The organism is Streptomyces sp. NPDC059957 (assembly GCF_042730015.1).
Classification (GTDB): Bacteria; Actinomycetota; Actinomycetes; order Streptomycetales; family Streptomycetaceae; genus Streptomyces.
In genome coordinates this window covers 107,729-130,371 of the sequence record NZ_JBHWMB010000011.1, presented here as the reverse complement: position 1 = coordinate 130,371, position 22,643 = coordinate 107,729, and the positions used below count along the sequence as shown (strand labels likewise).

Genomic DNA, 22,643 nt, shown 5'->3' with positions numbered 1-22,643 from the left:
GTGCTCTTTCTCTTCAGCGTGTTGCTCGTCACCTGCTTCGTGATGCTGATCGCCGGCATCATCGAGCAGCGGCGGCACTTCGCCAACCTGGAAGAAATACCCACCCGGGTGCTGGTCAACGGCATCCGCGGCAAGAGCTCCATCACCCGGCTCGTCGCGGGCGCGCTGCGCGGCGGCGATCTGGTCACGGTCGCCAAGACCACCGGCACCGCGGCCCGCTTCATCCACCCGGATGCCACCGAGGAGCCGGTCTACCGCAAGTTCGGCATCGCCAACGTCGTCGAGCAGATCGGCATCGTGCGCCGCGCGGCGGCCTACAAGCCCGACGCGCTGGTCATGGAGTGCATGGCGGTCATGCCGCCGCTCCAGGAGCTCAACCAGGCCAAGCTGATCCAGTCCACCATCGGCGTGCTGTGCAACGTGCGCGAGGACCACGTGGCCGAGATGGGCCCGACCCTCGACGACATCGGCCGTTCGCTGTCCCGCTCCATGCCGCACGGCGGCATCTGCGTCACCGCCGAGAAGGACCGCTTCCACGTCCTCCAGGAGGAAGCGGACGCCCGGGACTGCCGGCTCATCTACGCCGACCCCGAGATCGTCAGCGACGAGGAGCTGCGCGGCTTCAGCTGGTTCACCTTCAAGGAGAACGTGGCCATCGCGCTGGTCGTGGCCGAGCTCCTCGGCATCGACCGCGAGACCGCGCTGCAGGGCATGTACGACGCCCCGCCGGACCCGGGCGTGCTCTCCGTCGAGCGCTACGTCGGCCCCGGCGACAAGCGGCTGCGGTTCGCGAACGTGTTCGCGGCCAACGACCCCGAGTCGACGCTGATGAACATCAACCAGCTCCTCGACCTCGGCGCGATCAACCGCCCGCTGAACGTGGTCATCAACTGCCGGCCGGACCGGGTCGAGCGCAACGGCCAGATGGGCCAGATCGTGCCCGACCTGCAGCCCGACAAGGTGTTCGTCATCGGCCACCCGTCGAAGAGCGCCATCGACGCGATCCCCGCGGACTGGCGCGACCGCGCCGTGGACCTCGGCGGCGACGGGCGCGACGGCGAGGAGTTCATGAACGAGCTCTTCGACCACCTCAGCGCGGACTCCTCGCTCGTGGCCATCGGCAACATCCACGGCCAGGGCGAGATCCTGCTGGAGCACCTCGCCGAGCTGCCCTCCTTCGAGGAGGACGGCGAGGTCCTGCCGACCCCGGGCGCGCCCGTGCAGCACGTACGGCACGACCAGACCATGACGCTGTACCTCAAGCACCTCGACCCGTACGCGAACCTGCCCGCGGCCGAGGAGGAGCGCCGGATGCGCAACCCGCAGATCCCGGCGCCGCGCGGGGAGGGGCAGCACTACCCGAACCAGCAGTACCCGCACCAGCACTACCCGCAGCAGCACCAGCAGCAGTACGCGAACCAGCAGTACGGCAACCAGCAGCACCCGCAGCAGCAGTTCCCGCCGCAGCCCCTGGCCTACGAGCCCGCGTACGAGCAGCAGCAGTACCAGGCGGCGCAGCAGCAGCACCCGCAGCAGCGCCAGCAGCGGCCGGAGCTGACGTCGGCGGCGTGGCCGCAGCTCCAGCAGCCGCAGCCGCTGCCCCTGCACCCGCAGCACCCTCAGCAGCAGCAGCAGCCGCAGCTTCCGCCGCCGCCCCGGCAGCAGAACCAGCAGCCCCAGAACCCGCAGCCCGAGAACCCGCAGCACCCGCGGCCCCCGCAGTGGTCTAACCCAGGAGAACCCCGTTGATCCCCGCCGTCCTCACCCCCGAGATCGCCGCGATCGGCATCGCCCTGGGTCTGCTGTTCTCCCTCGTCTGCTACCTGACGACGAACCTGTCCCCCGGCGGCATGATCACCCCGGGCTGGCTCGCCCTCACCCTCATCGAGGACCTCCAGCGCGCCGCGATCGTCCTCGGCGTCACCGTCCTGACGTACGCCCTCACGCTCGTCGCTCAGCGCTACGTGATCCTCTACGGCAAGCGCCTGTTCGCGACCGTCGTGCTCATCGGCGTGCTGCTCCAGGGCGGCGTCGTGATCCTGCTGCAGATGAAGTTCCCGCTGCTGTACGCGAACCAGACCCTCGGCTTCATCGTGCCCGGCCTGATCGCCTACCAGCTGGTCCGCCAGCCCAAGGGGGCCACGCTGCTGGCCACCGGGTCCGCGACGCTCATGACGTACGTCGTACTGACCGCCGGCATCCTGCTCGGCGTCATGCCGCACGCGTGACCCCGCCGCGGCCCGCCGCCCCCGCCCGCCCTTTCGTCCGCTCGACCGACCTCGCCCGGAGTAACCGATGACCGCCACGTCCAAGCGCCGCACACGTCCCGTCCTGCACGCGGCCACCGTGGTCGCCCTGCTGGCAGGCAGCGTCTACTTCACCGTCGAGCTGCGCAAGGAGGAGCAGGCCAAGGCGCCCGCCATCCAGTCGCTCCTCGACGCCCCCGTCGCCGGCAAGGGGGGCGGCGACGAAGGCGCGCAGAAGTGGGAGCGGCTGAAGAACCCGGAGCGTTCCGTGCTGCGCGACGGCAAGGGCGGGATCCTCGCGACCTTCACCGACGGCGCCCGCACCGCCACGCTCACGGGCCCCAGCCGCACCTTCACCGAGCCGGCCACCACCAAGACCCGGGTGGTCACCGAGAACTGGGTGCGGCTGATGCCGGAGACCTGGCGCAGCGGTGCCGAGAAGGAGCAGTGGTTCCAGGAGTGGTACAAGAAGTACCACGGCAGCGAGGAGGACGACATCTTCGCCATGTCCTTCCAGTACGGAGACCAGGCCCCGGTCAAGAAGGACGCGGAAGGCGTCTCGTACGCCGGTGACGCGAACTTCGGCCCGATCAACCCCAACGGCTCGGTCGGCAACGACTACCGCCTGGAGGAGTCGGACTTCTACGACTACCTGGGCATCCCGTACACCTTCCGCAGCGGGACCACGGCGAAGCCCGAGGCGATGCGCGCCCGCTCGATGGACTGCTCCGGCTTCGTCCGGACCGTCTTCGGCTACCGCGCCCGCTTCCCGCTGATGGCCAACGACACCGCCGGGGACGGCCTGCCGCGCACCGCGAACGGCATGGCCCGCTCCAAGACCGGCGTGGACGTCATCCCGCTCAAGGGGGTCGGCGCCGAGGCCCGGCCCACCTCCATCGACGTCCTGCAGCCGGGCGACGTGCTGTTCTTCAAGCTGGACGGGCGCACCGGGGAGCGGCTGGACCACACGGGCATCTACCTCGGCACCGACACCGACGGCCACCAGATCTTCATATCCAGCCGCGAAGAGGCCAACGGTCCGACCATCGGCGACAAGGGCGGCACCTCCCGCCTCGACGGCAACGGCTACTACGCGACGACCCTGCGGAGCGCGAAGCGGCTGTGACCGGGGGCGCGTAGCCCGGGCACGGGACAGGGGCCGGACTCCGACGAGTCCGGCCCCTTCCGGATGCCCTGCCGTCTCCTCAGCTGCTGCGGGCCGGCGTGAGCTTGTCGAGGTCCACGCTGATCTCGAAGGGCACCGGACGCCGGAGGGTGCCGCGGAAGATGCCGGCGGGGGCGTAGGCCCTGGTGGTCGAAAGGGTCACCTCGTAACCGGCCGGGGCCTGCGCCACGAGGTGTCAGCCCGGTGCAGACCTCCGTGTGCGACCAGGGCAGGGGCACCAGCATGAAGACGAGGGCTCCATCGATCAGTTCGGTGTGACGGGGTGCCTCGGGGAGGTGGTCCAGGTCCTCCGAGAACCAGCCTTCCAGACGAGGCGGGTACATCCAGTCGGGCAGTGCGGTCATGAGCCGACCCTAGCGATTTCGGCGGTCAGCCGGATTTCAGGGCAGCCAGGAAGTCCAGCCGGGTTTCCAGGCGGGACAGGTCGCGGTGCGTGAGCTGTTCGATGCGGGCGATGCGCTGGCGCAGCGAGTTCACGTGGAGGTGGAGGCGGCCGGCGCAGGCGGTCCAGGAGGCGTCGCAGTCGAGGAAGGTCTCCAGGGTGGTCAGGAGGTCGGTGCGGTGGCGGGCGTCGTGATCGCGCAGGGGGCCCAGGAGGCGGGTGGCGAAGGCGCGGCGGGCTTCGGCGGGGATGAGGGGGAGCAGGGACAGGATGTGGGTGGTGAGGTCCTCCGGGCCGCGGACCGTCACCTGCCCGGGGGCGGCGTGGGCGATCCGCAGGGCGTTGTGGGCCTGTTCCAGGGCACGGCGGGCGTTCCCCGGCTCGGGCACGGGGGAGCTGACGCCGATGGAGACGCTGTCCGCCGGGCCGAGCCAGCGGGCGAGCGCCGCGGAGAGCCTGCGCTCGAGGGCGGCGTGGTCGAGGGCCGGGTCGGGGTGCGCGTCCGAGGGCTCGGGGACCAGGACCATCAGTACGGCACGGTCGCCGTCGAGGGTGGCGGCGATGTCCTCCGTGGAGACCGGCACCGGGCCGTCCTCCTGGAGCAGGGCCTCCTCCAGGAGGACGCGCAGGGCCGCGGCGGGGACCGGACGGGCCCCGTGCCACTCGCCCCCGGCGACCACGAACTGGAGGCGCGGCCAGTAGCCGACCCCGCTGACCACGGCCTGCGCGGTGCTGCGCAGCCGGATGGGGATCTCCTCGGCCGGGACGTCGCCGTGCAGCAGGGCGAGGGAGCGGTCGGCCAGGTCGTTGCGCGCCGTCTTCGCCTGCTCGTGGGCGGCCCGGGCGTCGGCGACCAGTTCGACGGTGCTGTCGAGGAGTTCCCGGTCGGGGGCGGGCCAGAGCGAGGTGTCGGCCTCCATGACGACGAACCAGTCGCCCAGTTCGTCGGCGTGGCCGGCTGCCCGGACGGGCGCCGGTACCGGTACGAGGGAGTAGGGGCGGGCGCCGACCGTGACGTGGTGGGGGCCCCGCTCGCGCGCGCGGCGGGTGGCGAGGTAGCGGGCGGCCAGTGCCGCCGCCGTCCTGGCGCGCAGCGGCGGCCGGGCCCCCGCGACCTGGCGTCCGGTCGCGGACAGGACGCGCACGTCGACGCCGAGGGTGTGCCGCAGGAGCTCCAGTACGGAGTCCGGGGCGGCCCGGTCGGTGAGGAGCCGCCGGTGGCGTTCGACCAGGGCCGCCAGGCCGGCGAGGCCGCCGGGGTCCCGGCGGTGCAGCCGGCGCAGGACGTGCTCGGTGATCGCGGCGAACGAGGTCTCCGGCCGTACGGCGATCAGCGGGAGCCCGTGGCGCCGGCAGGCACGCACGAGGTCGTGCGGAACGAGTCCGTGCTCGACCTCGCCGGCCGCGAGGGCCGTGACGCCCGCCCGGTGCAGGACGCTTACGAACGACTCGGCGTCCCCGTCCCGCTGCCACCAGGCCAGCCCCGTGAGGACGAGTTCGCCGCCGGTGAGGAAGCGGCCGGGGTCGGCCAGGTCGTTGGTCGCGACGGCGGAAACGGTCCGGTCGAGCGGGGCGCCGGGCGGGCCCTCGGAGGAGGAGGAGTGGGCGTCCTCGGTGTCATGGCCCACGAGGAGGAGCAGTCCGAGCTCGGTGGCGTCCAGGAGTTCGCGTAGCCGCATGATCGCTACTTTCGCACGGCGCGCGGTGTGAGGGAGGTGGATCGGTGCAGGTCACCGGCGTGCGGCCGGATGAAAGCACGCTCGTCCACAGCCGTCGCGGAAGCCTGTTCTGAGCGATCGGTGACTGCCTCGCCCCGTGGGGCGCGGGATCTACTTCTGGGCATGCGGCCGGCGACGACTTCCGGCCACACGCGAAGGAGGAGAGCCGCTCGTGGAACTTCCTCGCCCCGCCGACCGCCGTGGAACGAGACCCGGCGCGGAAGGAGTTGCCTGACATGCGCGTGAACCTCACGGTCAACGGCCGTCCGAGAGAAGCCGATGACGTCTGGGAGGGGGAATCCCTCCTCTACCTGCTGCGGGAGCGGCTGGGCCTGCCCGGCTCCAAGAACGCCTGCGAGCAGGGCGAATGCGGTTCCTGCACCGTCCGTCTCGACGGCGTGCCGGTCTGTTCCTGTCTGGTCGCGACCGGTCAGGCCGAGGGCCGGGACGTGGTGACGGTCGAGGGACCGGCCGCCTACGCCGGGCAGCGTGTCGCGCACGGGGGTCGCGACACCGGCACCGACACCGTCGCAGGCGGGAGCGAGGGCGACGGCGCTCTGGCCGCTGCCCGCCGGGAACACGAAGGACTCCAGGAAGAGGCGGTCTGATCATGGCTGGCACCACCACCGGCATTCCCACCGAGGTCACCCAGGGCGCCCGTACCCGGGGCGGCATCGGAGAGTCGACGCTGCGACCGGACGGCACCCTGAAGGTGACCGGCGAGTTCGCGTACTCCTCGGACATGTGGCACGAGGACATGCTGTGGGGCCAGGCCCTGCGGTCCACGGTCGCGCACGCCGAGATCCTGTCCATCGACGTCTCCGAGGCCCTGACCCTGCCCGGCGTGTACGCGGTCATGACCTACGAGGACCTGCCGACCCCGGTGAAGTACTACGGGATGGAGTTCCAGGACACTCCGGTCCTGGCACACGGCAAGGTCCGTCACCACGGCGAGCCGGTGGCCCTGGTGGCCGCCGACCACCCGGAGACCGCCCGCCGCGCCGCCGCGAAGATCAAGATCGAGTACCGGGAGCTGCCGATCGTCACGGACGAGGCCTCGGCGCTCGCGCCCGGCGCCGTACTCGTCCACGAGAACCGCGACGACCACCACTCCGGCCACGTCCCGCACCCGAACATCGTGCACCGCCAGCCCATCCTGCGCGGGGACGCGGCGGCGGCCCGCGAGCGCGCCGACGTCATCGTCACCTGCGAGTACACCTTCGGCATGCAGGACCAGGCCTTCCTCGGCCCCGAGTCCGGACTCGCCGTGCCCTGCGAGGACGGGGGAGTCGACCTGTACGTGGCCACCCAGTGGCTGCACTCGGACCTGGGGCAGATCGCCCCGGTCCTCGGGCTGCCCGAGGAGAAGGTCCGCATGACCATGGCCGGCGTCGGCGGCGCCTTCGGCGGCCGCGAGGACATCTCGATGCAGATCCTCGCCAGCGTCCTCGCGCTGCGCACGGGCAAGCCCGTGAAGATGGTCTACAACCGCTTCGAGTCCTTCTTCGGGCACGTGCACCGCCACCCGGCGAAGCTGTACTACGAGCACGGCGCCACCCGCGACGGCAAGCTCACGCACATGAAGTGCAGGATCGTGCTCGACGGCGGGGCCTACGCCTCCTCCACGGCCTCGGTCGTCGGGAACGCGGCCTCCCTCTCGGTCGGCCCGTACGTCATCGACGACGTGGACATCGAGGCGGTGGGCCTCTACACGAACAACCCGCCGTGCGGCGCGATGCGCGGATTCGGCGCCGTCCAGGCCTGCTTCGCGTACGAGGCCCAGATGGACAGGCTCGCGGCGAAGCTGGGCATGGACCCGGTGGAGTTCCGGCAGCTCAACGCCATGGAGCAGGGCACGATCATGCCCACCGGCCAGGTCGTGGAGGGTCCGGCCCCGGTCGCCGAGCTGCTGCGCCGGGTCAAGGCGCGTCCGCTGCCGCCCGAGCGCCAGTGGGAGAGCGCCGACGGCGCGGCCGACGTGCGCGCGCTGCCGGGCGGACTGTCGAACACCACGCACGGCGAGGGCGTCGTCCGGGGCGTCGGCTACGCCGTCGGCATCAAGAACGTCGGCTTCTCCGAGGGCTTCGACGACTACTCCACGGCCAAGGTCCGCCTGGAGGTCATCAACGGCGAGGCCGTCGCCCTGGTCCACACGGCCATGGCGGAGGTCGGCCAGGGCGGCATCACCATCCACGCGCAGATCGCCCGTACCGAGCTCGGTGTCCAGCAGGTCACCATCCACCCCGCCGACACCCAGGTGGGCTCGGCCGGTTCGACCTCGGCGGGCCGCCAGACGTACATGACGGGCGGATCCATCAAGAACTCCTGCGGGCTGGTCCGGGAGCGGGTCCTGGAGCTGGGCCGGCGCAAGTTCGGCGCCGAGCACGCGGGGTGGGCCGGCGCCGGACTCCTCCTGGAGGACGGGAAGGTGATCACCGGCGGGGGCGAGGTGCTCGCCGCCCTCGCGGACGTCCTGGAGGATGAGGTCGTGGAGATCGAGGCGGAGTGGCGCCACCGCCCCACCGAAGCCTTCGACCTGCGGACCGGTCAGGGCAACGGCCACGTCCAGTACTCCTTCGCCGCGCACCGCGCGGTCGTGGAGGTGGACACGGAGCTCGGGCTCGTCAAGGTCGTGGAGCTCGCCACGGCCCAGGACGTGGGCAAGGCCCTCAACCCGCTGTCCGTGGTCGGCCAGATCCAGGGCGGCACCGTCCAGGGCCTGGGCGTCGCGATCATGGAGGAGATCATCGTGGACCCGAAGACCGCGAAGGTGAAGAACCCCTCCTTCACGGACTACCTGCTCCCGACCATCCTCGACGTGCCGACGCTCCCGGTCGACTACCTCGAAATGGGCGACCCGCACTCCCCGTACGGGGTCCGGGGCATCGGCGAGGCCCCGACCCTGTCGTCCACCCCGGCCGTCCTCGCGGCGATCCGCGCCGCGACCGGGCTGGAGCTGAACAAGACGCCGGTGCGCCCGGAGCACCTCACCGGGTCCTGACCGCTCGCCGCGCCCGGATGTCACCCCGATGATGCCGGGGTGTCACCGGCCGCCGGAAGCGGGCACGGGGGAGGGGGGTCCAGGGCCCCCCTCCCCCCCTTCTGGCCTCGCCAACGTGCCCTAGTCTCTTGACCGTTAACGACTCGGGGGCAAGTCCGCACTCTTTGTCCTCGCGTCGTTCCGCAACAAGGACCGGGGGAAGAACATGATGCGGAAGATAGCCGCCCTGCCCAGCGGGAGACTGGGCAAATGGGTCGTCATCGCGGTGTGGGTGGCCCTGCTGGTGCCGGCCCTCATGCTGGCCGGGAAGCTCGGCGACGTGGAAGAGAACGACAGCGCGGCCTGGCTGCCCGGCAACGCGGAGTCGACCTCCGTCGTGGAGCGGGCCGAGAAGTTCATGCCCGCGGGCACCCTGCCCGCCGTCGTGGTCTACGACCGGTCCGCCGGGGTCACCGATGCCGACATGGCCAAGGCCAAGGCCGACGTCGAGGCCTTCAAGGGCATCGAGAACGTCGTCGGGCAGGCACAGGGCCCGGTGAAGTCCGATGACGGCAAGGCCATCCAGACGGTGGTCCAGGTCAAGACGGACCAGTCGGGCTGGGAGGGGATCGGCACGGTCGTCGACGCGATGACCGAGGTCGGCAAGAAGAACGCCGACGGTCTCGGCTTCCACGTCGCAGGCCCGTCCGGGTACGCGGCCGACTCGATCAAGGCGTTCAGCGGGGGCGGGGCCCTGACGACGATCACCGCGCTCGTGGTGGTCGCGATCCTGCTGCTGACGTACCGGAGCCCACTGCTGCCGCTCCTGCCGCTGCTGACCGTGGGCGCCGCCCTGGTCACCTCGGAGGCGGTGATCTACGTACTGGCGAAGAACGCCGGCCTGGTCGTGAACAAGCAGACCAGCTTCATCCTGACCGTCCTGGTGTTCGGCGCCGCCACCGACTACGCGCTCCTGCTCATCTCCCGCTACCGCGAAGAGCTGTTGCGGCACGAGGACCGGCACGAGGCGATGGCGGAGGCCCTGTACCGCTCCGGCCCCGCGATCATCGCCAGCGCCGCGACCGTCGCGGTCAGCCTGATGCTCCTGATGCTGGCCACCCTCAACTCCACCCAGGGACTCGGCCCGGCCTGCGCGGTCGGCGTCCTCGTCGGCCTGCTCGCCATGGTCACCCTGATGCCGGCCCTGCTCGTGGCCTGCGGCCGCTGGATCTTCTGGCCGGTCAAGCCCGCCTACGGGGCGCCCGCCACCGCCGAGGGCGGAATCTGGGCCCGGATCGGCACCGCCGTCTCCGGCCGGCCGCGGCTCGTGTGGATCGGTACCGCGCTCGCGCTCGCCGTCATGGCGCTCGGCATCCTCGGCCTCAAGGCCGACGGGATCGCCAACAAGGACCAGTTCACCAACACCCCGCAGATGGCCGTCGGCGAGCAGATCCGGTCGGAGCACTTCCCGGCCGGCTCCGGCGATCCCATCTTCGTCGTCGGCAACGCCGTCTCGGGGGAAGAGATGCGGACCGCCCTGCTCGCCGTCCCCGGCATCGCGTCCGTCTCACCCCCGACGGTCATGGACGGCGATGCCATCCTGCTCGGTGAGCTGAAGGACGACCCCAGCAGCACGGCCGCGATGACCACCGTCTCGAAGGCCAGGACCGCGGTCCACGCGATCGAGCGCGCCGATGCCCAGGTCGGCGGCAGCTCGGCGGTCATGCTCGACACGCAGACGGCCGCCGCCCGCGACTCCAAGGTGATCATCCCGATCGTCCTGGTCGTGGTGCTGCTGATCCTCATGCTGCTGCTGCGCTCGGTCGTCGCGCCGCTGCTGCTCATGGGCACGGTGGTGCTGTCCTTCGGCGCGGCCCTCGGCGTGAGCAGCCTGGTGTTCAACCACGTCTTCGGCTTCGCGGGCGCGGAAGCCTCCTTCCCGCTCCTGACGTTCGTCTTCCTGGTCGCGCTGGGCATCGACTACAACATCTTCCTGGTCACCCGGGTGCGCGAGGTGGCGGTGGAGCAGGGCACCCGGCGCGGCGCGCTGCTGGGCCTGTCCACCACCGGTGGTGTGATCACCTCGGCCGGTCTGGTGCTGGCCGGCACCTTCGCGGCGATGGCCTCGCTGCCGCTGGTGTTCGCGGCCGAGCTGGGCTTCGCGGTGGCGTTCGGCGTCCTGCTGGACACCATGATCGTCCGCTCGGTCCTCGTCACGGCGCTGACCCTGGACGTCGGCCGGTGGATGTGGTGGCCGAGCAGGCTGTTCCTGCGCGAGGAGGAGCCCGAGCCCCGGGTGGAGAGCCCCGACCTGCAGTCCGTCGGCGGTAAGTGACACCTCGTACGCAGATGCGCGAAGGGCCTCCCGGCTTCGGCCGGGAGGCCCTTCGCGGTGGGTGCTCAGACCGAGGCCAACCCGGCGTCTACACCGGGCACTTCACCCGACCGCGTCCTGCGCCGCCCCGCCCGGCGGCGCAGGACGTGAGCCGCCGGCAGCAGGGTGCACAGGGCCGAGAGCGCGGCGCAGACACCGGCGACCGCGGCCATCGGCAGCCAGGGGACGACCACCGGCGAGTCGACCCCGAGGACCGCCAGGGCGGCGCGCATGCCCGCCAGGTTGACCGCCGTGACCGCCGTCCCCAGGAGCGCTCCGACCGCGGCCGCCAGCAGGGACTCGGCCGTCGTCACGGCGAACACCTGGCCGCGGGTGGCCCCGGCCAGCCGGAGCAGACGCAGGTCGGCGCCCCGGTCCGAGGTGGCCATCAGCAGCGTGTTGGCCAGCGCGATCGCCGTGTAGAGCAGCGCGATGCCCAGGACCAGGACGTAACCGAGCACCGTGAAACGGTTGATGCGCGGGTGCGTCGCCCTCAGCCACTCCTCCGTGGTGTGGGCCGTGGCCCCGTACCGGGCCGCCGCCCCGCCGATCGCCGCGGCCGCGGACGCGGGAGCCTTGACCTCGATGCGCGAGACCTTCGCGCCGGGCGCGTTGCGCGGGGTCACGTAGGCCCCGTTGTCGCCGGTGCCCGTCCTCATCACGGCCACGATCCGCAGCCGGGTCTCGGTGCCGTCCGCCAGCCACAGCGGTACGGAGTCCCCGACCCGGTGCTGCCACCACTCCTGCGTGACGATGATGCCCCCGTCGTCCAGGTCGGCGACCGAGCCCGCCACCACCGGCAGCCGGGAGACCTCCGCCAGCGCCGCCGGGTCGACCGCGAAGGCCTCCGTCGGCACCTTCACGAACCCCTCCTCCAGCACCGTCAGCCGGGTGTCGGCCACCGCGAGGGCGCTCGCCCCGGGGACGCCGGCGAATCCCCGGCCCGCAGCCGAGTCCGGGAGCCGCCCGCCGGTCAGTACGTAGTCCGCGCCGGTCCGGGCACGGGCCTCCACCGCCTTCGCCTCCTTCAGGGTCCAGGCCGAGCCCAGCAGCGATCCGGTCAGCGCGACCATCACCAGCACCGGCGCCGCCACCGCGGCCGTCCGGCGGATCCCCGCCGCGGCGTTCGCCCGCACCAGACGGCCGGCGTAGGAGGTCAGCCGGACCGGAACCCACATCAGCAGCCGTACGACGGGCCGTACGAGCACCGGAGCCAGCAGCCCGCACGCGGAGATCAGCAGCATCGGCTGCACGGTGTACGTCTTGCGCTTGAGCAGCGAGCCCGGATCCGTCCCGAGCCGCCACCCCACGAAGGCCACCGCGCACAGCAGCAGCCCGCCCCCGGCGACCCAGCGCCCCGGAGTCATGGGCCGCTCGTCGGTCACGCTCTCGCGCAGCGCCTCCAGCGGACCGACCCGGCCCGCCCGCCGGGAAGCGGCGTACGCACCCGACACCGCGACCAGCAGTCCCGTCCAGAACGCCGTGTGCAGCGGCCAGCTCTGGTCCCCGATCGCGTACCCGGCCGGCGCCAGCCCCTGCGCCACGGTCCAGCGGGCCATCAGCGGGGCACCCTCCAGGCCCAGGGCGATCCCGGCCGCGGACCCGGCCAGCCCGACGGCCGCCGCCTCCGTCAGCACCAGCCGCCGCAGCTGCCCCGGCGTCGACCCGGCCAGCCGCAGCAGCCCCAACTCGCGCCGCCGCGCGGCCACCGCGTACGAGAAGGTCGACGCCACCACGAACGCCGCCACGAACGAGCTGACCCCGCCCGCGGTGCCCAGCATCGAGTTGAGGCCCACCACCTCGGCCCCCGGCGGCAGCGCCGCCGACGCGGCGAGCCCCAGCCCCATGACCGTCATCAGCGCGACCCCCAGGGCCACCGCCACGAAGGTTCCCACCTGTGCCGTCCAGCGCCGCCGCAGCGACTTCAACGCGATCTTCAGCATGGTTCCCAGACAACCGTCCGCGCGGCCCCGGGTCAGCGGGGCAGGGGCGAGTATCAGGGGTAGGGCCAGCCCTACCGCGCCGCCCGCGCCCGCCGCCTACCGTGGACCCATGCCGCCTTCCCTCCTCGGCCCGGAACCGGGCCGGTACCTGCGCTCCGCCCGGCCCTGGCGCGCCGCCGCCTACCTGCTCGGCGGCGGCCTCGGCGGCGCCTTCGCTTTCCTCGTCATGCTCCTCCTCGCCGTCTCCGGGACGGTTCTCGCCGTGGTCCTCGTCGGCCTCCCGCTGCTCGCCGCGCTCGCCCTGGCCGGAGTGCCCTACGCGGCCCTGGAGCGCCGCCGGCTGCGGCTGGTCGACCCCGTGCCCGTGCCCGACCCGCACCGCGATCCGGACCGTACGGGGCTCGGGGCGTGGGCGCGCACCCGCTTCAGCGAGCAGGCGACCTGGCGGGAACTGGGCTACGTGCTCCTCGCCGCCACCGTCCTGTGGCCGCTGGAACTGCTCGCCGTCGGCGCCGCCCTCGTCCTCCCCGCCGACCTCATCGCCACCCCCGTCCTGCTGGCCCTCGACGGGGAACAGGTCAACCCCCTCAAGATCCACGGCATCACCGGCTACCCGGAGGCCCTGCTGTGCGCCGCCGTCGGACTGCTGCTGCTCCCGCTCCTCCTCTACGGGCTCGGCGTGCTCGCCGGAGCCCGGGCGGCCCTGGCCCGGCTGATGCTCAGCCCCGGACCGGCCGATCTGGCCGTCAAGCTCACCGAGTTGACCAGCTCCCGGGCCCGGCTCGCGGCCGCCTTCGACGCCGAGCGCCGGCGCATCGAGCGGGACCTGCACGACGGCGCCCAGCAGCGCCTCGTCGCGCTGTCCATGACGCTGGGGCTGGCCCGGCTCGACGCTCCGGCCGGCAGCCCGCTCGCCGGGCAGCTCGCCGCCGCGCACGCCGAGGCCGGGCAGGTGCTCACCTCGCTGCGCGAGCTCATCCACGGCATCCACCCGCAGGTCCTCACCGACCGGGGGCTGCCCGACGCCGTCGCCGACGTCGCCGACCGGTCGCCGATCCCCGTCGACACCGACTTCGAGCTTCCCGGCCGGCTGCCCGAACAGGCCGAGTCCGCCGGGTACTTCTTCGTCAGCGAGGCCCTCGCCAACGCGGCCCGGCACAGCGGGGCGAAGCGGATCACCGTCACCGGCCGCCACGACGGGGCCCGCCTGACCGTGGAGGTGGCGGACGACGGCCGCGGCGGCGCGGACGCGGCGAAGGGGAGCGGACTGACCGGCCTGGCCGACCGGGTGTCCGTCGTGGACGGCAGACTGACCCTGACCAGTCCTCCCGGAGGTCCGACCCTGCTGCGCGTGGAGATCCCTTGCATTCCGAAGGCACCGAAGGCACCGAAGGCACCGAAGGCGCCGAAGGCCCGGTGAACCCGGCCGCCCCCGCGGGCGTCACCCGGCCGCCCCTGCGCGTGGTCCTCGCCGAGGACTCCGTGCTGCTGCGCGAGGGCCTCGTCGGGCTGCTCGCCCGCTTCGGCCACCGCACGGTGGCGGCCGTCGGCGACGCCGCCGCGCTCGAAGCGGCCGTCGCCGAGCACCGGCCGGACATCGTCGTCACCGACGTGCGGATGCCCCCGGACCACACCGACGAGGGCTTGCGGGCGGCCGTGCGGCTGCGCGAGACCCGCCCGGACCTGCCCGTCCTGGTCCTCTCCCAGTACGTGCAGCGTTCGTACGCCGCCGAGTTGCTCGACTCCGGCGACGGGACGGCCGTCGGGTACCTGCTCAAGGACCGCGTCGGGCAGGTGGAGGAGTTCCTCGACGCGGTCGCGCGGGTGGCGGCCGGCGGGACCGTGGTCGACCCCGAGGTGGTGCGCCGGCTCATCAGCCGCCGGCGCGACCCCCTGGAGCGGCTGACGGCCCGCGAGCGGGAGGTGCTCGCCCTGGTGGCCGAGGGGCATTCCAATGCCGAGGTGTCCCGCCGGCTCACCGTCTCGGAGGCGGCGGTGGGCAAGCACATCGGGAACATCCTGATGAAGCTCGACCTGCCCCCGGCGCAGGAGTCCCACCGCCGGGTCCTGGCCGTCCTGGCCTACCTGCGGGGCTGACGGGACCCGCCGCCCCGGCCCGAGCGCGGGGGTCCTCGACGCGCTGAGGTGAGGTGCCCGGGAATTCGGATCATGTTTTTGCGCTGATTTGGAACTTTCCGGGGGATTCACACATCAGGACTAGGGGGATCCCCAGTCCCCTCTGCCCCACCGGGGGGCAGCCATGACCGTTCGGAGCGAAGTTCGTGCACCAGGACCCGCAGCGCCCGCGGCCCGACGACCAGCCGTACCAGTCCCACCAGCCGTACCGGTCCCACCCGCCGTACCGGCCCTATCACCCCGATGACGACCCGGCGTACCGCGACGAGGCCTACGTCCCCCCGCACATACCCGGGCCCCCCGGCGGCCCCGTTTCCCGCAAGCCCGCGCGCCGCTCCCGCCGCGTGCTGTGGACCAGCGCGGCCATGGCCTTCGTGCTCGTCCTCGGCGGCGCCGGCTTCGCCGCCTGGAAGCTGGACTGGTTCTCCGGCAACGGCTCCTCGGTGAGCTTCGGCGCGACCCCGCCCTCCGCCGACACCGGAGCGGCACAGGGCAGCCCGGGCAAGGCCTCCGCGAGCCCGCCGGCGCCGAGCGGCGACCCGGACGTACAGCTCGCCACCGGCCCGGCCTCCGCGTTCAAGCAGACCGCCAAGCTCGACGACGGCACGATCATCGCCAAGACCCGCCTCAAGGGCGCCAAGTCCGGCTTCGAGGGCGACGTCTGGGTGTGGACGCCGAAGGAGTACAGCGACCCGAAGTACGCCAAGAGCGGCTTCCCGGTGCTCATCGCGCTCCCCGGCGGCAACGGCTTCCCGAACAACTACTGGGCCGACCGCAGCCTCGGCCTCCAGAAGGCCATCGGTGAAGGCGTCAAGGCCGGCACCAGCCTCCCGTTCATCGTGATCATGCCGGTGCTCAACCCGGACCCGAAGTACTACTACGACGGCTCCGACATCCCCGGGAAGCCCAAGATGGGCACCTGGATCGCCGAGGACGTCCCGGACTTCACCCGCGCCAACTTCCGTACGTACAAGTCCCGCGACGGCTGGGCCTTCATGGGTTCCTCCTCCGGCGCCTTCGTCGGCATGAAGCAGGTCCTCCAGCACCCGGACAAGTTCAAGGCCGTGATCGCCAGCGGCGGCGAGATCGTCCCCGACTCCCCGTTCTGGAAGGGCCACCAGGCGGAGATGGACGCGAACAACCCCGAGAAGCTCGCCCAGAAGCTGATCGACGCGGGCGGCCCCGAGGTCTACATCAACTTCCAGATCGGGACCAAGGAGAGCGGCAAGGAGCGCATGACGCAGTTCCGGCAGAAGTACGCCAAGGGCCCGGTCAAGATGACCATCCGGGACATCCAGAACGGCGAGCACAACGGCTGGCACTACGTGCGCGGCATGAAGGAAGGCTCGCTGGAGTGGGTCAGCAAGGTGCTCAAGGGTCCCAAGCCCGCATCGGGCTGACCGCGATCGCCCCCGTGTGCCCCTCGCCACGTCCACCCGTCCCAGGCAACCCATCCGGTCGTTCACACCTCTGTAATGGATGTAAGGGGGACCAAACGGTCCAACCCGCGCTCCCGGAGGGCGCCGGAGAAGGAACGGGAACGATCCGTGCACCAAGACCTGCAGGGTGACGCCACCGCCACGACCGAGGAACCCGGCGCGACGGCAGCGGGCACAGCCGCCGCGACCGGGGACGGCGCCGCCGCGACCGGGCACCGCCGCCCCAGGCGCCGGCTGCGCCTGATCCTGATCGGCGGGGGTCTCGGGCTCACCCTCCTGGCGGGCGGCGGGGCGGCCGCGTACCACTACGGCCTCTTCTCGGACATAGGCGATCCCGTCGCCTTCGGGCAGCCCCGGCCCGCGGCCTCCACCGGCTCCGACGCCGGGCCCGGCGCGCTCGAGCCGACCGGGCCGAAGGCCGCGTTCGTCCGGACCTCCCGGCTGCCGGACGGCACCCAGATCGGCAAGACCACCCTGAAGGGCAAGAAGTCCGGGTTCACGGGCGACGTGTGGGTGTGGGTGCCGAAGGAGTACGACGACCCGGCGTACGCCGACAGCGCCTTCCCGGTCCTGATCTCCCTGCCCGGCGGCCGCGGCTACCCCACGAACTACTGGGGGACCGGCCCCGGACTCGGCCTCCAGCAGGCCGTGAGCGACGGGGCGAAGTCCGGCAAGAGCCTGCCCTTCATCCTGATCATGCCGGTGATCAACGCCGACACGAAGCACCACTTCGACGGCTCCGACATCCCCGGCCAGCCCAAGATGGGCACCTGGATGGCCGAGGACGTCCCGGATTTCACGAAGGCCAATTTCCGCACCTTCACCTCCCGCGACGGCTGGGCCTTCATGGGCTCCTCGTCGGGTGGTTTCGGAGCCCTCAAACACGTCCTGAAGCACCCCGACCGCTTCAAGGCGGCCATCGCGAGCGGCGTGGACATCGTCCCCGACTCCCCGCTGTGGAAGGGGAACACGCAGGCCATGGACGAGAACAACCCCGAGAAGCTCGCCGCGAAGCTGATCGCGGCGGGCGGCCCCGACGTCTACGTGAACTTCCAGATCGGCACCAAGGAAACCGGCCGGGAGAAGGCCGAGCGGTTCATGAAGGAATACGGCGGGGGTCCCGTGCACACCAGGCTGCAGGTGATCCAGGATGGTGAGCACAACGGGAAGTCGTACGTACGCGGGATGAGGGAGGGCGCGCTGGAGTGGATCAGCAAGGTGATGTCCGCACCCACCCCGAAGCCCCGGCCGGCCCCGAGCGGCGGCGCCGGCGGCGCCGCCTCGCGGTGAGCCCCGGCATCAAGGGGATCGGGATCGTCTCGGCCGCCCTCGCGGGGGTCGCCGCGCTGCTCGCCCTGGTGTTCGTCAAGGACGCCGGCGGTTACGAGGACCGCGCGGTGCTCCCCTTCCCGACCGTCGGCGTCCTCATGGCGGGCGGCGAGCACTGGTGCACGGCCAGCGTCGTCGACAGCCCGCAGGGCAATGTCGTCGCCACCGCCGCGCACTGCGTGGCCCCCGCCGGCGAGGACGGCGTGCCGGGCGAGGCCGCGCACGACGGGCTGGCCATCGGCGAGCTCTCCTTCGCCCCCGCCTTCTCCGGCGAGGGCTCAGGGCAGCAGCCCCTCGGGCTGTGGAAGGTGCGCTCCGTCCAGGTCGACGAGCGCTGGAGCAAATGGGGCGAGGACACCGCCGACTTCGCCTTCCTCAGCGTCGAACCGGACGCGGAGGGGCGCAGCCTGCAGGAGGTCGTCGGCCGCGGGGAGGCTCCGAAGCCCGTCTGGACCTCCGGCTACGAGCGGGAGGTGACGGTCGTCGGCTATCCGGAATCCGAGCACAACCCCGAGAACAAGCCCGTCGCCTGTACGACGCAGAGCCGGCACGACGAGGACGACCCCGCCATGCTCTACATCAGCTGCTCGGGGTTCTGGACGGGGACGAGCGGCAGCCCGTGGATCGCCGACCGCGGCGGACCGGGGCGGCCGGGGCAGCTCATCGGGGTGCTGAGCGGCGGCGACACCGACGTGGACTCCACGGCCGCGCTGTTCGACGACCGGGCGAAGGCCCTCTACGAGCGGGCGGCGAAGGCCACCGGCTGAGGCCCCCGTGGGCCCTTGCGCCCTCAGCCGCGCCGCTCCGTGCTCACGATCACGCACACCGCCGCCACGACGATCGCGCCACCGAGCAGGATCGGCCAGGTCAGGGCCTCGTCGAGGATGAGCCAGCCCAGGGCGACGGCCACGACGGGATTGACGTAGGCGTACGTGGCCACCAGCGAGAGCGGGGCCGCGCGCAGCAGCCACACGTACGCGGTGAAACCGACGAGCGAGCCGAACAGCACGAGGTAGCCGAGGGCCAGCCAGGACGCGGTGGAGTACGAGGTGAGGTCCAGCCCGTGGTGTTCGCCGCGGCACAGGCCGACGAGGATCCCGCCCGCCCCGCCCGCGAGCATCTGGTACGCGCTCCCGGTGAAGGGGTTCGCGGGCAGGGTCAGCTTCGCCGCCGAGAAGGAGCCGAGCGACCAGCACACCGAGCCGGCCAGCACCAGGAGCACCCCGCCGAGCGCGATCTCCCCGCCGAGACCCGGGCTGGTCAGGACGGCGAGCCCGCCGAGGCCCAGCAGCACCCCGGCCAGGGTGCGGGGGGAGGGCCGGTCGCCGGAGCCGGCGCGCAGCAGGACCAGCCACATCGGTACGGCGGCCACCAAGAGGGCGGCCAGCCCGGAGGGGATCGAGGTCTCGGCGAGGACGACGAGGCCGTTGCCGCCGAGGACCAGCAGCAGCCCGACCACGACGGCGGAGCGCACCTCGCCGCGGGTGGCCCTGAGGGCGGCCGGGCCGCTCTTCCAGGCGACGATGCCGGCCAGGAGGAGGCCGGCGGTGATGAAGCGGGCCCCGGCGGAGAGGAAGGGGGGCATGGTCTCGACGACGATCCGGATGCCGAGGTAGGTCGAACCCCAGACGACGTACACGAGGGCGAGGGCGATCCAGACACGGGTCGTTGGGGTGCGCATGACACGGAGCCTATGTCGTTGGCCTCTGCATCCATCGGGCGGTGCCCCGGACGGTGGCCCTCCGGTCGGGCGGCCCGGTCGGGGCCACCGTCAGGCCGCCCTCAGGCCGCCGGCGCCGCCAGTCCCGTCTTGGCTCCCGCGCCGCAGAGCGGGACGACCGCGGTGCGGCCCTGGAGGGGGTCGTCGGGGGCGGTGGGGCCGACGGCGGCCCAGCAGGCGGCGGCCGTGGGTTCCACGAAGAGGCCGCGCCGGGCCAGGTCGAGCTGGGCCGCGCGGACGCGGTCGTCCGTGACGGTCAGGAAGGTCCCGCCGGACTTGCGGACGGCCGCCAGGATCTGGCGGGCACGCGGCGGAGCCGGGATCGCGATCCCCTCGGCCAGAGTGGGGAGTTGGGGTACGGCGTCGGAGTCTTCGGCGCCCGCGTGGAAGGCGGAGGCCAGCGGGGCCACGGCCGCCGACTGGACGGCGATCAGCGTCGGCGGGCGGACCCCGCGCAGGGCCAGCTCCTCCACCGCCAGCGCGGCCCCGAGCAGCAGGGTGCCGTTGCCGACCGGGACGACGATCACCTCGGGCAGGTGGCCGCCCAGCGCCTCCCAGATCTCGTAGACGTACGTCTTGGTGCCGTGCAGGAAGTACGGGTTGAAGACGTGACTGGCGTAGAACACCCCCGGCATGTCGGCCGCCTCGCGGGCCGCCACCGCCGCCGCCTCGCGGCCGCCCGGCACCACCGTCACCGTCGCGCCGTGCGCGCGCATCTGCTCGGTCTTCTTCGCCGAGGTGCCCTCCGGCACGAAGACCTCGCATGGCAGTGCGGCCCGCGCGCAGTAGGCCGCGAAGGCCGTTCCCGCGTTGCCGCTGCTGTCCGCCACCACCCGCTCCGGCCCCAGCCGGCGCGCCAGTTCCGCGAGCATCACCGCGCCGCGGTCCTTGAACGACAGCGTGGGCATCAGGAAGTCGAGCTTGGCGTGCACCCGCTCCGCCAGCGGCACCAGCGGGGTGTTCCCCTCCGCCAGCGTGACGGCGAACGCGCCGGTGAGCGGCAGTGCGGAGCCGTAGCGCCAGAGCGAGTTGGGGCCGGCCGCGGGATCCAGCACGGCGGCCGGGTCGGGGGCGAAGTCGAGGTCCCACGGGCCGCCGCACACCGGGCAGCACCAGGGGGCCGTCCGCGCGTCGGCGCGGGTGCCGTCTGCGGCGCAGACGTAGCCGGGTAGTGCGTGCGTCATGTGCGGTGAGCCTTTGCTCGTTCATGGCCGAGGTATGGCACGGATGTTACGCGTTCGTTGTCCTCTTGTGGTGGAGCGACTCCGTGGGCCAACCTTTCGTCAGCGGCGCATCGTTGGGCCGAATTGATTGACATGTGCATGGCTAAAAGCCATGCCCTGAAGACAGCCCGACGGCCGCGCACCCCCCGCAACGCACCACCTATGAGGAGGACCCCTCAGATGTCTGCGACGCGTCACACCCGCCGGAAGATCACCGGCATCGGAGCGACCGCCACACTGGCCCTCGCTCTCGGAGCCGCCCTCGCCTTGCCCGCCTCGGCGGCCCCGCTCGCCCCGCAGGGCGTCATCGAGAACGCCGGCGCGGAGGGCACCATCTCCGGCAGCTACATCGTGACCCTGAAGGACTCCGCCGCCCGCTCCACCACGGACAGCGGAAAGGCCGTGGCCAAGCGGTACGGCGCGAGGATCGACCGGACCTACAGCGCGGCCCTCAACGGCTACTCCGTCGAGGTCTCCGAGGCGCAGGCCAGGAAGCTCGCCGCCGACCCCGCGGTCAAGTCCGTCGTGCAGAACCGGGTGTTCACCGTCGACGCCACCCAGCCCAACCCGCCCTCCTGGGGCCTGGACCGGATCGACCAGGCGGCCCTCCCGCTGAACCAGAGCTACACCTACCCGGACAAGGCCGGCGAGGGTGTGACGGCGTACATCATCGACACGGGCGTCCGTAAGACACACCAGGACTTCGGCGGCCGCGCCGCCGACGGCTACGACGCCATCGACAACGACAACACCGCCCAGGACGGCCACGGCCACGGCACGCACGTCGCCGGCACCGTCGCGGGCACCGCGTACGGCGTGGCCAAGAAGGCGAAGATCGTCGGCGTCCGCGTGCTCAACAACCAGGGCTCGGGCACGACGGCCCAGGTCGTCGCGGGCATCGACTGGGTGACCGCGAACGCCGTCAAGCCGGCCGTGGCGAACATGTCGCTGGGCGGCGGCGCGGACTCCGCGCTGGACACCGCCGTGCGCAACTCCATAGCCAGCGGCATCACCTACGCCGTCGCGGCGGGCAACGAGACGGCCAACGCCTCCACCAAGTCCCCGGCGCGCGTCGCCGAGGCGATCACGGTGGGCGCCACCACCAACACGGACGCCAAGGCCAGCTACTCCAACTTCGGCACCGTCCTGGACCTCTTCGCGCCGGGCTCCTCGATCACCTCCACGTGGGGCACGGGCGACACGGCCACCAACACCATCTCGGGCACGTCCATGGCCTCTCCGCACGTCGCGGGCGCGGCCGCCCTCTACCTCGCGGACAACCCGGGCAGCACCCCGGCCCAGATCTCCGCGGGCCTCGTCGCCGCCTCGACCCCGAACGTGGTGACCAGCCCCGGCACCGGCTCCCCGAACCGCCTGCTCCGCGTCGGCACCGGTACCACCCCGCCCAACCCGGGCACCCGCTTCGAGAACCTGAACGACTACGCGATCGCCGACAACGCCACCGTCGACTCGCCGCTCACCGTCAGCGGGATCTCCGGCAACGCCCCGGCCACGCTGAGCGTCTCGGTCGACATCAAGCACACCTACATCGGTGACCTGAAGGTCGACCTGGTCGCCCCCGACGGCACCCTGTACAACCTGCACAACCGCTCGGGCGGCAGCGCGGACAACATCATCAAGACCGTCGCGGTCAACGCCTCCTCCGAGGTGGCCAACGGCGTGTGGAAGCTCCGGGTCAACGACAACGCGAACATCGACACCGGCAAGATCGACTCCTGGGCGCTGCAGTTCTGACGACCGGGTTCTGCGGCTCGGGTTCTGAAGCTCAGGTTCTGAAGCTCAGGTTCTGACGCTCAGGTTCTGACGCCCCGGTTCCCATGCCCGGGCAGCAGGGACGCGAGGAACAGGCGGGGGGGGACGTTTTTGCGGCCGATCCCGTTTTGGCAACGTCTCGAGCGCTTTCGATCCCTTTGCCGGAGATCCTTGGGACCACCGAACACGGACGA

The 22,643-nt window shown here is 72.1% G+C and carries 15 protein-coding genes and 2 pseudogenes; 12 read left to right on the top strand and 5 right to left on the bottom strand.

Going from position 1 to position 22,643, the window contains the following annotated elements; genetic code table 11:
* The 3 genes from pgsB to ACFWBW_RS10445 all read left to right on the top strand — a co-directional run bounded on the left by pgsB (window position 1) and on the right by ACFWBW_RS10445 (window position 3,372).
* Complete coding sequence (pgsB, locus tag ACFWBW_RS10455; protein WP_385370314.1) at window positions 1–1,749, top strand: poly-gamma-glutamate synthase PgsB; 1,749 nt, start codon at window positions 1–3, stop codon at window positions 1,747–1,749.
* A complete protein-coding gene (locus ACFWBW_RS10450; RefSeq protein WP_243335815.1) occupies window positions 1,746–2,228 on the top strand; it encodes a poly-gamma-glutamate biosynthesis protein PgsC/CapC in 483 nt (160 codons plus the stop codon). Before pgsB ends, ACFWBW_RS10450 begins: the two co-directional genes overlap by 4 nt.
* Before the next feature lie 67 nt (window positions 2,229–2,295).
* Entirely contained in the window at window positions 2,296–3,372 is a 1,077-nt protein-coding gene (locus ACFWBW_RS10445; RefSeq protein WP_385370312.1) for a C40 family peptidase, read from the top strand.
* Between the two features lie 79 nt (window positions 3,373–3,451).
* Here ACFWBW_RS10445 and ACFWBW_RS10440 read toward each other — a convergent pair.
* Window positions 3,452–3,776: pseudogene (locus ACFWBW_RS10440) on the bottom strand (hypothetical protein).
* 25 nt (window positions 3,777–3,801) lie between these two features.
* Window positions 3,802–5,493, bottom strand: a complete 1,692-nt coding sequence (locus ACFWBW_RS10435; protein ID WP_385370310.1) for a PucR family transcriptional regulator — start codon at window positions 5,491–5,493, stop codon at window positions 3,802–3,804.
* A 275-nt stretch (window positions 5,494–5,768) separates the two neighbouring features.
* On the opposite strand from ACFWBW_RS10435, the pseudogene ACFWBW_RS10430 reads away from it, so the two are divergent.
* From ACFWBW_RS10430 to ACFWBW_RS10420, 3 genes and pseudogenes are all read left to right on the top strand, one after another.
* A pseudogene (locus ACFWBW_RS10430) lies at window positions 5,769–6,080 on the top strand ((2Fe-2S)-binding protein); the annotation flags it as partial.
* A 62-nt stretch (window positions 6,081–6,142) separates the two neighbouring features.
* Window positions 6,143–8,533 (top strand): xanthine dehydrogenase family protein molybdopterin-binding subunit, encoded by a 2,391-nt coding sequence (locus ACFWBW_RS10425; protein WP_385370308.1) that lies wholly within the window; start codon window positions 6,143–6,145, stop codon window positions 8,531–8,533.
* 205 nt (window positions 8,534–8,738) lie between these two features.
* On the top strand, window positions 8,739–10,847 hold the full coding sequence (locus tag ACFWBW_RS10420; RefSeq protein WP_385370306.1) for an MMPL family transporter: 2,109 nt from the start codon (window positions 8,739–8,741) through the stop codon (window positions 10,845–10,847).
* 65 nt (window positions 10,848–10,912) lie between these two features.
* On the opposite strand, the gene ACFWBW_RS10415 is transcribed toward ACFWBW_RS10420, so the two are convergent.
* On the bottom strand, window positions 10,913–12,829 hold the full coding sequence (locus ACFWBW_RS10415; protein WP_385370304.1) for an FtsX-like permease family protein: 1,917 nt from the start codon (window positions 12,827–12,829) through the stop codon (window positions 10,913–10,915).
* A 109-nt stretch (window positions 12,830–12,938) separates the two neighbouring features.
* Between ACFWBW_RS10415 and ACFWBW_RS10410 the strand changes: the two genes are divergently transcribed.
* The 5 genes from ACFWBW_RS10410 to ACFWBW_RS10390 all read left to right on the top strand — a co-directional run bounded on the left by ACFWBW_RS10410 (window position 12,939) and on the right by ACFWBW_RS10390 (window position 18,500).
* Window positions 12,939–14,249, top strand: a complete 1,311-nt coding sequence (locus ACFWBW_RS10410) for a sensor histidine kinase (RefSeq protein WP_385370302.1) — start codon at window positions 12,939–12,941, stop codon at window positions 14,247–14,249.
* 35 nt (window positions 14,250–14,284) lie between these two features.
* Window positions 14,285–14,926, top strand: coding sequence for a response regulator (locus ACFWBW_RS10405; RefSeq protein WP_385370357.1), 642 nt, complete (start codon window positions 14,285–14,287; stop codon window positions 14,924–14,926).
* Between the two features lie 185 nt (window positions 14,927–15,111).
* Window positions 15,112–16,365: an alpha/beta hydrolase-fold protein gene (locus tag ACFWBW_RS10400; RefSeq protein WP_385370300.1), complete on the top strand. Its 1,254-nt coding sequence runs from the start codon at window positions 15,112–15,114 to the stop codon at window positions 16,363–16,365.
* Window positions 16,366–16,638: 273 nt separating this feature from the next.
* Complete coding sequence (locus tag ACFWBW_RS10395; protein WP_385370355.1) at window positions 16,639–17,694, top strand: alpha/beta hydrolase; 1,056 nt, start codon at window positions 16,639–16,641, stop codon at window positions 17,692–17,694.
* The gene (locus ACFWBW_RS10390; protein WP_385370298.1) at window positions 17,610–18,500 is read left to right on the top strand and encodes a trypsin-like serine peptidase; all 891 of its coding nucleotides are present in this window, start codon (window positions 17,610–17,612) and stop codon (window positions 18,498–18,500) included. The genes ACFWBW_RS10395 and ACFWBW_RS10390 overlap by 85 nt, the downstream gene beginning before the upstream one ends.
* Window positions 18,501–18,523: 23 nt before the next feature.
* On the opposite strand, the gene ACFWBW_RS10385 is transcribed toward ACFWBW_RS10390, so the two are convergent.
* Window positions 18,524–19,414: an EamA family transporter gene (locus ACFWBW_RS10385; RefSeq protein ID WP_385370296.1), complete on the bottom strand. Its 891-nt coding sequence runs from the start codon at window positions 19,412–19,414 to the stop codon at window positions 18,524–18,526.
* A 101-nt stretch (window positions 19,415–19,515) separates the two neighbouring features.
* The gene (locus tag ACFWBW_RS10380; protein WP_385370294.1) at window positions 19,516–20,637 is read right to left on the bottom strand and encodes a pyridoxal-phosphate dependent enzyme; all 1,122 of its coding nucleotides are present in this window, start codon (window positions 20,635–20,637) and stop codon (window positions 19,516–19,518) included.
* Window positions 20,638–20,856: 219 nt separating this feature from the next.
* Here ACFWBW_RS10380 and ACFWBW_RS10375 point away from each other — a divergent pair, with 219 nt between their 5' ends.
* Window positions 20,857–22,431 (top strand): S8 family peptidase, encoded by a 1,575-nt coding sequence (locus ACFWBW_RS10375; protein WP_385370292.1) that lies wholly within the window; start codon window positions 20,857–20,859, stop codon window positions 22,429–22,431.
* Window positions 22,432–22,643: the final 212 nt, after the last annotated feature.